Origin of the sequence: Pseudomonas sp. AD21 (assembly GCF_002878485.1) — a bacterium.
Classification (GTDB): Bacteria; Pseudomonadota; Gammaproteobacteria; order Pseudomonadales; family Pseudomonadaceae; genus Aquipseudomonas.
In genome coordinates, this window is sequence record NZ_NQYG01000044.1 from 22,656 (window position 1) to 35,984 (window position 13,329).

The window sequence follows — 13,329 nt, forward strand, 5'->3', positions numbered from 1 at the left end:
GACTCGGTTCAGAGCCTTACGCTGGCAAACGTCGACTCATTACGCGCCTGACTCAACGCCGACATCGGCCCCGACAGCGGCGACATCACGATCGCCTGTGGCAGCGGCAGCATCGCCACTTGCTGCGTGGTGTTGGAGCCTACGCGCTCGTCACGCGGCGGAATGCCGAAGTATTCGCGGTAGCACTTGGAGAAGTGCGGCGTCGAGACGAAACCACACACCGAGGCCACTTCGATGATCGACATCGGCGTCTGCTTGAGCAGTTGCCGGGCGCGGATCAGGCGCAGCTTCAAGTAATAGCGCGACGGCGAGCAGTGCAGGTACTTCTGGAACAGCCGCTCCAGCTGTCGACGCGACACGGCGACGTACACCGCCAGTTCGTCGAGGTCGATCGGCTCTTCGAGGTTGGCTTCCATCAGCGCGACGATTTCCTGCAGCTTCGGCTGGTTGGTGCCAAGCATGTGCTTGAGCGGCACACGCTGGTGATCCTGCTCGTTGCGGATGCGTTCGTAGACAAACATTTCCGAGATCGCGGCGGACAGTTCACGGCCGTGATCGCGGCTGATCAGGTGCAACATCATGTCCAGTGGCGCGGTGCCGCCGGAGCTGGTGAAACGGTTACGGTCGAGGGTGAACAGACGCGTACTCATCGCCACGCGCGGGAAAGCTTCCTGCATCGCCGCCAGACATTCCCAGTGCACGCTGCAATCGAAACCGTCGAGCAGGCCGGCGCAGGCCAGGGCCCAACTGCCGGTACACACCGCGCCAAGACGCTTGGACTGACGCGCCTGGCTTTGCAGCCATGAAACGTGTTCCCGGGTCACGGTGCGTTGAATACCAATGCCGCCGCAGACGATCACGGTGTCCAGGGGCGGGGCTTTGTGCATGGAAGCGTCGGGGGTGATTTGCAGACCGTCACTGGCCCACACCTGGCCGCCATCGACGGTGAGGGTGCTCCAGCGATACAGCTCACGACCGGACAATTGGTTGGCCATGCGTAGAGGCTCTACTGCGGAGGCCAGAGAAATAAGCGTGAAATTGTCCAGCAGCAGAAAGCCGATGGATTGAGGCGCACGGTTCTGGGGTTGGGCCCCGGAGTTGAACGACGTCATCGCGGTATCTCCTCACACAAAGCGGGTGATGGCCTCAGGCGGAGGCTCTTGTTATTGCCGCGTTCTCGCGTGGGAGACGGGCTTTGTTATGACAGAGCAATTGCCATGCCTAAAATTGAATGGCCGTTCAATAACTCCTGAAAACGACGTCGCGACGTGTCTATACGAGCCGTCCGACAAAAGGCCGTTCGAAGTGCCATCAACGGCGGCAAAAGCGCTGCCCCGTTGCCTGTGAGCAGATCGGTAGCACTTGTGGGAACGGGCTTGCGCGCAATTGTTTCAGAGTGTCACCGCAGGCACAGGTGACGGACGGTAGGAGGTGCGAATGGCGCACTGCGGGTGGGAAAGACTCTTATCTGATTGCGACGCGCCAAAAGGTGGCGTGTGGAATTATGCGTGTTCACTTAGCGAGCAGTTTTGACTGGTCTGGCCCCTTCGCGAGCAGGCTCGCTCCCACATTTGAAATACAGGCTCCTGTGGGAGCGAGCCTGCTCGCGAAGAACTCAACTCGGTATTGCTGACTCAACACTCAACCGCACTGACCGCCAAACCACCGCGCGATGTCTCTTTATATTTGTCATGCATATCCGCGCCGGTATCACGCATGGTGCGGATCACCCGGTCCAGCGAGATGAAGTGCTGACCATCACCACGCAACGCCATCTGCGCGGCATTGATCGCCTTCACCGCGGCAATCGCGTTGCGCTCAATGCATGGCACCTGCACCAGGCCGCCGACCGGATCGCAAGTCAGACCCAGGTTATGTTCCAGGCCGATTTCCGCCGCGTTGCACAGTTGCTCCGGCGTCGCGCCGAGAATCTCCGCCAACCCTGCGGCCGCCATCGCGCAGGCCGAACCGACCTCGCCCTGGCAACCGACTTCGGCACCGGAGATCGAGGCGTTCTTCTTGCACAGAATGCCTACCGCTGCCGCGCCCAGAAAGTAGTCGACCACGTTGGCGTCGGTGACCGCTTCGCTGAACTTCATAAAGTAGTGCAACACCGCCGGGATGATCCCTGCCGCACCGTTGGTCGGTGCCGTGACCATGCGCCCGCCCGCCGCGTTCTCTTCATTCACCGCGAGGGCAAACAGGTTGACCCACTCCATCGCACTGAGGGTCGAGCCGATTACGTTGGGCTTGTTCAATTCCTGCAGGCTGCGATGCAACTTGGCCGCACGCCGGCGCACGTTCAAGCCGCCAGGGAGGATGCCTTCGTGCTTGAGGCCTTGCTCGACGCAATCCTGCATCGCTCGCCACAGCGTCATCAGCCCGGCGCGGATTTCCTCTTCGCTGCGCCAGACCTTTTCATTGGCCATCATCAGTTCGGCGACGCGCAGGTTGTTCTGTTTGCACAGCTCCAGCAGCTCCACCGCACTGGAGAAGTCATAAGGCAATTCGGTGCGATCCAGATCGACCACGCCGCTGGACGCCTGCGCCTGATCCACCACAAAACCGCCACCGACCGAATAGTAGGTGTCGCGATGAATTTCCCCATGATCGCCCTCGGCAACCAAGGTCATCGCGTTGGGGTGGAATGGCAGGTTCTCGTCGATCAGGCGCATGTCACGCGCCCAGACAAACGGCACCGACAAACGGCCATCCAATAGCAGGGTGTGGGTTTCACGCAGCGCCTGAATCCGCGGGCCGATCTGCGACGGGTCGATTGCGTCCGGCCACTCGCCCATCAGGCCCATGATCACCGCGTTGTCGCTGCCGTGACCGATGCCGGTGGCCGACAGCGATCCGAACAATTGCACTTCTATACGACGCACCTGTTCGAGCAGGTGCCTGTCGCGCAGCGATTCGACAAACAGGGCGGCGGCGCGCATCGGGCCGACGGTGTGGGAACTGGACGGGCCAATGCCGATTTTGAACAGGTCGAAAACGCTGATAGCCATTGCTGCAGAGCTCCTGAGGATGCCGTTCCCGGGCTTTAAGCGCCCGCTGGCGGAGCTGCTACGCTCAAGCTGCGATCCGCCGGAATGCCCGCATCATCAGGCTTTTGTCAGGTCGCCCGGCGTCTGACACCGACGCACTCATGCCCACCAGCGCCGCGCCGTTTTCACCCCGGTTTTTCGCCGTTTTTATGCAGCTCAGAGGGCCGACCGGGGCAGAAAAAAGCTGTAAACGACGTCACTGACACTAGATACGACCATCCCTGTACTGGATACGACGCACCCTGTAGGCGTCAGATTTTCACTGGTACATGATCGTTATGACTCGATTGCAAGGCGCCGTGGTAGAGCTGTCTCCAGAACGCCATCCAACCGCAACCTATAAGTGCGGTGGTCCAGTCGGAACACTGCCAAAAAAAACATCCAGGAGTCCATCCATGAAAGGTTCCCCGTCGTTGTTGTTGGCCGCCATGCTGAGTCTGCCGTTACTGGCTCAAGCTGCAGAACCCGCTCAGTGCAGTACCGTGAACTTCTCCGATGTCGGCTGGACCGACATCACCGCGACCACCGCCACCACTTCCGTGGTGCTCGACGCCCTCGGCTACAAGACCAAGACCACCATGATTTCCGTGCCCGTGACCTACAAGTCGCTGGCCGACGGCAAGAACATGGACGTGTTCCTCGGTAACTGGATGCCGACCATGGAAAACGACATCAAGGCTTACCGCGATGCCGGCACCGTCGAAGTGGTGCGCACCAACCTCAAGGGTGCCAAGTACACCCTCGCCGTACCACAAGCCCTGTACGACAAGGGTCTGCATGACTTCGCCGACATCGCCAAATTCAAGAAAGAACTCGACGGCAAGATCTACGGCATCGAGCCTGGCAACGACGGCAACCGCCTGATCCAGAGCATGATCGACAAGGATGCCTTCGGTTTGAAAGCCGCCGGCTTCAAAGTCGTCGAATCGTCCGAGGCCGGCATGCTCTCGCAGGTCGACCGCGCGCAGAAACGCGACACCGCCGTGGTCTTCCTCGGCTGGGCGCCGCACCCGATGAACAAGCGCTTCAAGATTCAATACCTGACCGGCGGCGATGACTTCTTCGGCCCCGATTTCGGTGCTGCGACCGTGGCGACCAACACCCGCAAGGGCTACGTCACCGAATGCAGCAACGTCGGTCAGTTGCTGAAGAACCTGGAGTTCACCGTCGACATGGAAAGCACCCTGATGGGCAACATCCTGGACGACAAGATGAAGCCTGAAGCGGCTGCCAAGGCCTGGCTGAAAAAGAATCCACAGGTGCTTGATACCTGGCTCGCTGGCGTGACCACCATTGACGGTAAACCAGGCCTGGAGGCCGTGAAAGCCAAGCTCGCACAGTAATTGCCTTACGCCGGGCGAGTTCGCTCGCCCGGGCTGTTTATTCCTTGCATGCGGACGTTCACTACCATGCTGATTGATCAGAAAATCCCTTTAGGCCAGTACATCGCGGGCTTCGTTGAATGGTTGACGCAACACGGCGCCAGCACCTTCGACGCGATCGCCGTGACACTGGAAACGATGATCCACGGCGTGACGTTTGCGCTAACCTGGTTCAACCCGCTGGTGCTGATCGGCCTCATCGCCCTGCTGGCCCACTTCATTCAACGCAAATGGGGGCTGACGGTGTTCGTCATCGCCTCGTTCCTGCTGATCCTCAACCTGGGGTACTGGCAGGAGACCATGGAAACCCTCGCCCAGGTCATGTTCGCGACCTTGGTCTGCGTGGTCATCGGCGTGCCGTTGGGCATCGTCGCCGCGCAAAAGCCGATGTTCTACACTGTAATGCGTCCGGTACTCGATCTGATGCAGACCGTACCGACCTTCGTTTACCTCATTCCTACCCTGACCCTCTTCGGGCTGGGTGTGGTGCCAGGCCTGATCTCCACGGTGGTGTTCGCCATCGCTGCGCCGATCCGCCTGACCTACCTGGGCATCCGCGATGTCCCGCAAGAACTGATGGACGCCGGCAAGGCCTTCGGCTGCTCGCGTCGCCAATTGCTCTCACGGATCGAACTGCCTCACGCCATGCCGAGCATCGCTGCCGGCATCACCCAGTGCATCATGCTGTCGCTGTCGATGGTGGTGATCGCGGCACTGGTGGGCGCCGACGGACTCGGCAAACCGGTGGTCAACGCACTGAACACTGCTGATATCGCCCTTGGCTTCGAAGCGGGCCTGGCGATCGTACTGCTGGCGATCATGCTCGACCGTATCTGCAAACAACCCGACGCCAAAGCAGGGGGTGACGCATGAGCATAATTCGCTTCGAAGACGTTGACGTAATCTTCTCCAAGGATCCACGCGAGGCGCTAAAGCTGCTGGATCAGGGCATGACCCGTAACGAGATCCTGAAAAAGACCGGGCAGATCGTCGGCGTGGAAAAAGCCACCCTGGACATCAACAAGGGCGAGATCTGCGTGCTGATGGGCCTCTCCGGTTCCGGCAAATCGAGCCTGCTGCGCTGCATCAACGGCCTCAACACCGTGAGTCGCGGCAAGCTGTTCGTCGAGCATGAAGGCAAGCAAATCGACATCGCCTCTTGCACCCCGGCCGAACTGAAGATGATGCGCACCAAACGCATCGCCATGGTGTTCCAGAAATTCGCCCTGATGCCGTGGCTGACAGTGCGCGAGAACATCAGTTTCGGTCTGGAAATGCAGGGCCGACCGGAAAAGGAACGCCGCAAGCTGGTCGACGACAAGCTCGAACTGGTAGGCCTGACCCAATGGCGCAACAAGAAGCCCGATGAACTCTCCGGCGGTATGCAACAGCGTGTGGGCCTGGCCCGGGCGCTGGCCATGGACGCCGACATTCTGCTGATGGACGAACCGTTCTCGGCACTCGACCCGCTGATCCGTCAGGGCCTGCAGGATGAACTGCTGGAGCTGCAACGCAAGCTGAGCAAGACCATCGTGTTTGTGAGTCACGACCTCGACGAGGCGCTCAAATTGGGTAGCCGCATCGCGATCATGAAGGACGGCCGGATCATCCAGTACAGCGTGCCGGAAGAGATCGTGCTGAACCCGGCGGACGACTATGTGCGCACCTTCGTCGCCCACACCAACCCGCTCAACGTGCTCTGCGGCCGCAGCCTGATGCGCACGCTGGACAACTGCAAACGCATCAACGGCTCGGTGTGTCTGGATCCGGGTGGTGACTCTTGGCTGGACCTGGCCGAAGGCAACACCATCAAGGGTGCACGGCAGAACGGTTCGGTGCTGAACCTGCAGAACTGGGCACCGGGACAAGCGGTGGAAGGACTGGAGCGCAAGCCAACACTGGTGGACTCGAACATCGGCATGCGTGACGCACTGCAGATTCGCTACCAGACCGGCAACAAACTGGTGCTGCACGACAACAACCATGTGGTGGGGATTCTTGGCGACAGCGAGCTGTATCACGCGTTGCTGGGCAAGAACCTGGGGTAAGAACCTCAGACACAAAAACGCCGCGAGAGGATCGCGGCGTTTTTGTTAGTGCAGATATTCAGCTGTGAATACAGGATCTGTGGCGAGGGGATTTATCCCCGATGGGCCGCGAAGTGGCCCCAAGTCGTCAAACGCGGTAATCCAGGAAAACCGCGTTTGACGGTTGCAGGACTGCTTCGCAGCCCATCGGGGATAAATCCCCTCGCCACAATGGTTCTGCGGTGCGGCTGATTGCACTGCAGAACTTCAAGTCTTAGCTGTACACCCGGCCAAGGAGCTGCCGATGGCTTTCAAACTGATCGAGCACATCCCGCGTGATCTGATCCTGCGTGAAGCCCATCAGGTCGTAGTCCTGGCTGCCGTTGTGCAGATACACCTCGGCGCGGTAGTAACGCTGGCGCGCCTCATCGGACTGGGCCGATTCGGTCGGGGTCGCCAGGTAGCCGTCCAGGCTCACTTCGTAGACGAAAGGGTTGCCCTCTTCCATCTCGACGCGCACGCCCATGCAGCGTTTGGATTTACCCAGCAGCGTTTGCACTTGCAGACCCTGCGCACGCATCTGCGCCGTCGCATCTTCCAGTGCCGGGCTGACTTGCTTGTCCATGAAACGCTGCACCACCGATTGGCTCGGTTGCAGATCCAGCTGAGTCAGGCGTTCGCTGAAGCCACGACGACCGCGTTCAGCCAGTTGCGCCTGCTCCTGTTCGATCTGCACGTCCTGGCGCATCGCCTTGTGCAGGCCGAACATGAAGAACACCAACACCACCGAGAACGGCAGACCGGCCAGCACCACCATGGTTTGCATGGCTTCAAAGTTACCGGCGAACAGCAGACCGATGGTCACCAGGGTGATCACCACCGACCAGAATATTCGCAGCCAGTGCGGGGCATCTTCGTCAACGTTGCCGCCCTTGCAGGACAGATTCGCCATCATTACCGCGCCAGAGTCGGCCGGGGTCAGGAACAGCACGAAACCAACAAAGATCGACACACCGATAACGACTTTCGACGCCGGATAGTGTTCAAGCAATTGATAGATTGCCATCGACGGCTGTTCCAGCGCCGTCTTGCCGAGTTCCACCGCGCCATGGTTCACCACCAGGTCCAGCGCCGAGTTACCGAAGATCGACAGCCAGGCCAGAGTGAAGCCCAGTGGAATCAGCAGCACGCCAGCGACCAGTTCACGCACGGTACGACCACGGGAAATACGCGCGATGAACATGCCTACGAATGGGGCCCAGGAAATCCACCACGCCCAGTAGAACAGAGTCCACAGGCCCATCCAGCGCTCGGACTTGGCGTTGTCGCCTTCGTACACATAAAGGTCGAAGGTTTTCAGCACGATGCCATTGAGGTAGTCGCCGATGTTCTGCACGAAGCCGTTGAGCAGATGCAAAGTCGGGCCAAACAACAGGACGAAAATCAGCAGACCGCTGAACAACACAATGTTCAGGTTAGACAGACGACGAATACCGTTTTCCACGCCGGACACGGCAGCGATGGTCGCCACGGTGCTCATCACGATGATCACGATCAGCAGGTTGGTGTTGCTGTGCTCCATGCCGAACAGATTTTCCAGGCCCGACGACACTTGCAGCGAGCCGATCCCCAGGTTGGTCACCAGCCCCAGCAGGGTCACGAACATGCCGAAGCCGTCTACCGCGTGACCGGCAGCGCCCTTGACCCAACGCTCGCCGACCAGCGGATACAGCGCCGAGCGCAGTGCCAGCGGCTGGTTATGACGGTAGGCAAAGTACGCAACAGCCAAGCCGACCAGTGCGTAGATCGCCCAGCCGTGCAGGCCCCAATGCAGGAATGTCAGTTGCACCGCCTGACGCGCGGCCATGTTGGTGGCCGCTGCGCCTTCCGGCGGATTGAAGTAGTGGTCCAGCGGCTCGGAGGCGCCGAAATACAGCAGCGAAATACCGATACCCGACGAGAACAGCATCCCCGCCCAGGCGCCGTAACTGAAATCCGGGGTGTCATCCTTGCTGCCCAGTTTGAGTTTGCCGTACGAGGAAAACGCCAGACCGACGACAAATACCAGGTAGGCGGCGATCACCACCATGTAGTACCAGCCGAAGCTGCGCGACAACCAGGCCTGAGCGATACCCAACAATCTGCCGGCCTCTTGCGGGGCGATAATCAGAATGGCGGTCAACAACAGAATCAGCGCGGTAGAGGTGTAGAACACCCAACCGTTGACCGTCACCTTCTCGGGCGGGGTCTTTATAAGCGAGGCAGAACTCATGGCACAAATGCTCCAGGCAGTGCGAGAGAAGAACACAAGGCAACACGGAACCCGACCATTCGGTTAGTTGGCAGCCGACCGGCGGGTGATATAAAGACACCCCGAAAAAGCCCGAACCTGCCGAAATGGCGCTGCGAATCGCTTTCGTGGCCGAGGCCCGGACGTTCATCCGAAACCTGGCCCTGAGCGTCTTGCCCATTCAACACGTCCATCGAATCGCGAACCGCGCCATGCCCCACGCAGGTTTCAAGCATTTTCGGATGTCGGTTTATCGCCATTTACACGTAGGAAAAACCTGTAAGCAGCGACGATTTGTCGCAGATCTTATTCTTTGTTGATTGAACGTTCAATCAAAACAAAATAGACTGGCCCTCAATCCAGCAGCCGTTTTTCGTCTGCCGGAAGGCCTAAGGAGATGTGCAAGATGCCCAAGGTCGGTATGCAACCCATCCGCCGCCAACAACTGATCGAAGCCACGTTGCAAGCGGTCGATCAGGTCGGTATGGGGGACGCCAGCATTGCGCTGATCGCCCGTTTGGCCGGTGTCTCGAATGGCATCATCAGTCATTACTTTCAGGACAAGAACGGCCTGATCGCCGCCACGATGCGGTATCTGATGAACGTCCTCAGCGAGAACGTCACCGCGCGCCGTCAGGCGCTGGCAGACAGCAGCCCACGGGCGCATCTGCAGGTGATCATCGAAGGCAACTTCGACGCCAGCCAGGTCAATGGCCCGGCAATGAAAACCTGGCTGGCCTTCTGGGCCACCAGCATGCACCAGCCGTCTTTGCACAGGTTGCAGCGGATCAACGATCACCGTCTGTATTCCAACCTGTGCTGCGAGTTCCGCCGTGTGTTGCCGCTCGAAGATGCGCGCAGCGCAGCGCGTGGACTGGCAGCGTTGATTGACGGCTTGTGGTTGCGCGGCGCGCTGTCGGGAGACGCTTTCGACACCGCGCAGGCGCAACAGATCGCTTACGAATACATGGATTTCCAATTGGCCAAGCAGGTGAGCTAGAGCACACAGAAAACGCTCGGCCCCTGAACCGCCACCGCAGCACCACCGCGGTGGTCAACGCCAACCACTAATGCACTTGCGAGGACACTATGGCCCGTTTCGAACTGCAAAAACTCTACATCGATGGCGCGTACTCCGACGCTGGCAGCGATGCCACTTTCGAAGCCATCAACCCGGCGAACGGTGAAGTCCTCGCCAAAGTGCAACGTGCGACCAAGGAAGACGTCGAGCGTGCCGTGGTCAGCGCTGAAAAGGGCCAGAAAATCTGGGCCGCGATGACCGCCATGGAGCGTTCGCGCATCCTGCGTCGCGCCGTCGACATCCTGCGCGAGCGCAACGATGAACTGGCCGCGCTGGAAACCCTGGACACCGGTAAAGCCTTCTCCGAAACCAAATACGTCGACATCGTTACCGGCGCCGACGTACTGGAATACTACGCAGGCCTGGTGCCAGCGATCGAAGGCGAGCAGATCCCGCTGCGTGACACCGCTTTCGTCTACACCCGTCGCGAGCCGCTGGGCGTGGTTGCCGGTATCGGCGCGTGGAACTACCCGATCCAGATCGCGCTGTGGAAATCCGCGCCAGCCCTGGCCGCCGGTAACGCGATGATCTTCAAACCAAGCGAAGTCACCTCGCTGACCACCCTGAAACTGGCCGAGATCTACACCGAAGCCGGCCTGCCAAACGGCGTGTTCAACGTTCTGACCGGCAGCGGCCGTGAAGTCGGCACCTGGCTGACCGAGCACCCGCGCATCGAAAAAATCTCCTTCACCGGCGGCACCGACACCGGCAAGAAGGTCATGGCCAGTGCTTCGGCTTCGTCGCTCAAAGACGTGACCATGGAACTGGGCGGCAAGTCCCCGCTGATCATCTGCGACGACGCCGATCTGGATCGCGCCGCCGACACCGCAATGATGGCCAACTTCTACAGCTCCGGTCAGGTCTGCACCAACGGCACCCGCGTGTTCGTACCGAGCCACTTGAAAGCCGCTTTCGAAGCCAAGATCGTTGAGCGCGTAGCGCGCATCCGCATCGGCAACCCGGAAGACGAAAACACCAACTTCGGCCCGCTGGTCAGCTTCCCGCACATGGAAAGCGTGCTGGGCTACATCGCCAAGGGTAAAGAAGAAGGTGCCCGCGTGCTATGCGGCGGCGAGCGTCTGACCGACGGCGAATTCGCCAAAGGCGCATTCGTTGCTCCGACCGTGTTCACCGATTGCACCGACGACATGACCATCGTCCGTGAAGAAATCTTTGGCCCGGTGATGGCGATCCTCTCCTACGAGACCGAAGAGGAAGTGATCCGCCGCGCCAACGACACCGACTTCGGCCTGGCCGCCGGTATCGTCACCAAAGACCTGAACCGCGCCCACCGCGTGATTCATCAACTGGAAGCCGGTATCTGCTGGATCAACGCCTGGGGCGAGTCCGACGCCAAAATGCCGGTCGGCGGTTACAAGCAGTCGGGTGTTGGCCGTGAGAACGGCATCAGCTCGCTGAACAACTTCACCCGCATCAAATCGGTACAGGTCGAGCTGGGCGATTACGTCTCGGTGTTCTGATCTGACCCAGAGTCTGGACGGGGTCTTTGTGGCGAGGGGATTTATCCCCGATGGCTGCAAAGCAGCCCCTCCAGAAACTGCAATTCTCCAGACAGAACCCAGTCGCTGACTTTACGACTGCTGCGCAGCCGGTCGGGGATAAATCCCCTCACCACAGAGGATCTTCTCCACAGGGAGTTTCCTCCTCTGCTTAGGCTTTGCAGCGTCCCGGCGATCTTGACCTGACCAACTTCAAAGAGGGTGCATTCAATGTCCCAAGAATTCGATTACATCATCATCGGTGCCGGCTCGGCCGGTAACACCCTGGCGACCCGTCTGACTGAAGACGAAGGCGTCACCGTTCTGCTGCTCGAAGCCGGCGGCCCGGACTACCGTTTCGACTTCCGCACGCAAATGCCGGCTGCACTGGCATTCCCGCTGCAGGGTCGTCGCTACAACTGGGCGTACGAAACCGATCCGGAGCCGCACATGGACGGTCGCCGGATGGAATGCGGTCGCGGCAAAGGCCTCGGCGGTTCTTCGTTGATCAACGGCATGTGCTACATCCGTGGCAACGCGATGGACTACGACGGCTGGGCAAAACTGCCTGGTCTGGAAGACTGGTCGTACCTGGACTGCCTGCCGTACTTCCGTAAAGCGGAAACCCGCGACATCGGCCCGAACGACTACCACGGTGGCGAAGGCCCGGTCAGCGTGACCACGCCGAAGGCTGGCAACAACCCGCTGTTCCACGCCATGGTTGAAGCCGGCGTGCAGGCAGGTTACCCGCGCACCGAAGACTTGAACGGCTACCAGCAGGAAGGTTTCGGCCCGATGGACCGCACCGTGACGCCGAACGGCCGTCGTGCTTCCACCGCCCGTGGCTACCTCGACACTGCCAAAAAGCGTTCGACCCTGACCATCGTCACCCACGCCCTGACCGACAAGATCCTGTTCGAAGGCAAGCGTGCGGTTGGCGTGCGTTACCTGGTCGGCTCGGCTGAAGAGCGTGTTGAAGTCAAAGCGCGCAAAGAAGTCCTGCTGTGCTCCGGCGCCATCGCTTCGCCGCAGATTCTGCAGCGCTCCGGCGTAGGCCCGGCGAAACTGCTGGAAAGCCTCGACATCCCGGTCGTTCACGACCTGCCGGGCGTTGGTGAAAACCTGCAGGATCACCTTGAGCTGTACCTGCAATACGCTTGCACTCAGCCGGTTTCGCTGTACCCGTCGCTGCTCTGGTACAACCAGCCGGCCATCGGTGCCGAATGGCTGTTCAACGGCACCGGTATCGGCGCCAGCAACCAGTTCGAAGCCGGCGGTTTCATCCGTACGCGTGAAGAGTTCGAATGGCCGAACATCCAGTACCACTTCCTGCCGGTGGCGATTAACTACAACGGCAGCAACGGTGTGAAAGAGCACGGGTTCCAGGCGCACATGGGTTCCATGCGTTCGCCAAGCCGTGGTCGCATCCAGGCCAAGTCGAAAGACCCGCGCCAGCACCCGAGCATCCTGTTCAACTACATGGCCACCGAGCAGGACTGGCAGGAATTCCGTGACGGCATCCGCCTGACCCGCGAAATCATGCAACAGCCGGCACTGGACGCCTTCCGTGGCCGCGAAATCAGCCCGGGCATCGACGTGCAAACCGATGAGCAGCTGGACACGTTCATCCGCGAGCACGCCGAAACTGCGTTCCACCCGTCCTGCTCGTGCAAAATGGGCACCGACGAGATGGCTGTAGTGGATGGCGAAGGTCGCGTCCACGGCATGCAGAGCCTGCGTGTGGTCGATGCCTCGATCATGCCGATCATCACCACCGGCAACCTCAACGCGCCGACGATCATGATCGCCGAGAAAATCGCCGACAAGATCCGTGGCCGCAAGCCACTGCCGCGTAGCAACGCTGCCTACTACGTCGCTGGCGGTGCGCCGGTGAAGGGCAAGCCGATGCGTGATATCACCCCGGCTGCTCAGTAAGACGTAATACCTCCACCTGATCGTTCCCACGCTCTGCGTGGGAATGCATCCCGTGACGCTCCGCC

Annotated in this window: 9 protein-coding genes; 6 read left to right on the forward strand and 3 right to left on the reverse strand. The window is 60.1% G+C overall.

All coding sequences use genetic code 11. The features are described 5' to 3' along the window. Positions 1–8: 8 nt before the first annotated feature. The gene (locus tag PseAD21_RS21575) at positions 9–1,112 is read right to left on the reverse strand and encodes a GlxA family transcriptional regulator (RefSeq protein ID WP_007949927.1); all 1,104 of its coding nucleotides are present in this window, start codon (positions 1,110–1,112) and stop codon (positions 9–11) included. A gap of 522 nt (positions 1,113–1,634) precedes the next feature. After that, a complete protein-coding gene (locus tag PseAD21_RS21580) occupies positions 1,635–3,011 on the reverse strand; it encodes an L-serine ammonia-lyase (RefSeq protein ID WP_102357698.1) in 1,377 nt (458 codons plus the stop codon). Between the two features lie 434 nt (positions 3,012–3,445). On the opposite strand from PseAD21_RS21580, the gene PseAD21_RS21585 reads away from it, so the two are divergent. The 3 genes from PseAD21_RS21585 to choV all read left to right on the forward strand — a co-directional run bounded on the left by PseAD21_RS21585 (position 3,446) and on the right by choV (position 6,480). Continuing rightward, positions 3,446–4,393, forward strand: a complete 948-nt coding sequence (locus PseAD21_RS21585) for a choline ABC transporter substrate-binding protein (protein ID WP_102357700.1) — start codon at positions 3,446–3,448, stop codon at positions 4,391–4,393. 66 nt (positions 4,394–4,459) lie between these two features. After that, positions 4,460–5,305 carry a choline ABC transporter permease subunit gene (gene choW / locus PseAD21_RS21590; RefSeq protein WP_102357701.1) on the forward strand — a complete coding sequence of 282 codons (846 nt, stop codon included), beginning with the start codon at positions 4,460–4,462 and terminating at the stop codon, positions 5,303–5,305. Beyond that, on the forward strand, positions 5,302–6,480 hold the full coding sequence (gene choV, locus PseAD21_RS21595; RefSeq protein WP_102357703.1) for a choline ABC transporter ATP-binding protein: 1,179 nt from the start codon (positions 5,302–5,304) through the stop codon (positions 6,478–6,480). Before choW ends, choV begins: the two co-directional genes overlap by 4 nt. 253 nt (positions 6,481–6,733) lie before the next feature. Here choV and betT read toward each other — a convergent pair whose 3' ends face one another. Beyond that, a complete protein-coding gene (gene betT / locus PseAD21_RS21600; RefSeq protein WP_102357704.1) occupies positions 6,734–8,731 on the reverse strand; it encodes a choline BCCT transporter BetT in 1,998 nt (665 codons plus the stop codon). 424 nt (positions 8,732–9,155) lie between these two features. Between betT and betI the strand changes: the two genes are divergently transcribed. The 3 genes from betI to betA all read left to right on the forward strand — a co-directional run bounded on the left by betI (position 9,156) and on the right by betA (position 13,264). Further along, positions 9,156–9,749 (forward strand): transcriptional regulator BetI, encoded by a 594-nt coding sequence (gene betI, locus PseAD21_RS21605; protein WP_025108530.1) that lies wholly within the window; start codon positions 9,156–9,158, stop codon positions 9,747–9,749. A gap of 89 nt (positions 9,750–9,838) precedes the next feature. Then, positions 9,839–11,311: a betaine-aldehyde dehydrogenase gene (gene betB, locus PseAD21_RS21610; RefSeq protein ID WP_102357706.1), complete on the forward strand. Its 1,473-nt coding sequence runs from the start codon at positions 9,839–9,841 to the stop codon at positions 11,309–11,311. 249 nt (positions 11,312–11,560) lie between these two features. After that, positions 11,561–13,264 carry a choline dehydrogenase gene (gene betA, locus PseAD21_RS21615; protein ID WP_102357707.1) on the forward strand — a complete coding sequence of 568 codons (1,704 nt, stop codon included), beginning with the start codon at positions 11,561–11,563 and terminating at the stop codon, positions 13,262–13,264. The last annotated feature ends 65 nt before the right edge of the window (positions 13,265–13,329 follow it).

What these genes read in the sequence shown, in the direction of transcription:
- PseAD21_RS21575 (WP_007949927.1), bottom strand. Translation starts at nt 1,112, where the DNA reads ATGACGTCGTTCAACTCCGGGGCCCAACCCCAGAACCGTGCGCCTCAA.
- PseAD21_RS21580 (WP_102357698.1), bottom strand. Translation starts at nt 3,011, where the DNA reads ATGGCTATCAGCGTTTTCGACCTGTTCAAAATCGGCATTGGCCCGTCC.
- PseAD21_RS21585 (WP_102357700.1), top strand. Translation starts at nt 3,446, where the DNA reads ATGAAAGGTTCCCCGTCGTTGTTGTTGGCCGCCATGCTGAGTCTGCCG.
- choW (WP_102357701.1), top strand. Translation starts at nt 4,460, where the DNA reads ATGCTGATTGATCAGAAAATCCCTTTAGGCCAGTACATCGCGGGCTTC.
- choV (WP_102357703.1), top strand. Translation starts at nt 5,302, where the DNA reads ATGAGCATAATTCGCTTCGAAGACGTTGACGTAATCTTCTCCAAGGAT.
- betT (WP_102357704.1), bottom strand. Translation starts at nt 8,731, where the DNA reads ATGAGTTCTGCCTCGCTTATAAAGACCCCGCCCGAGAAGGTGACGGTC.
- betI (WP_025108530.1), top strand. Translation starts at nt 9,156, where the DNA reads ATGCCCAAGGTCGGTATGCAACCCATCCGCCGCCAACAACTGATCGAA.
- betB (WP_102357706.1), top strand. Translation starts at nt 9,839, where the DNA reads ATGGCCCGTTTCGAACTGCAAAAACTCTACATCGATGGCGCGTACTCC.
- betA (WP_102357707.1), top strand. Translation starts at nt 11,561, where the DNA reads ATGTCCCAAGAATTCGATTACATCATCATCGGTGCCGGCTCGGCCGGT.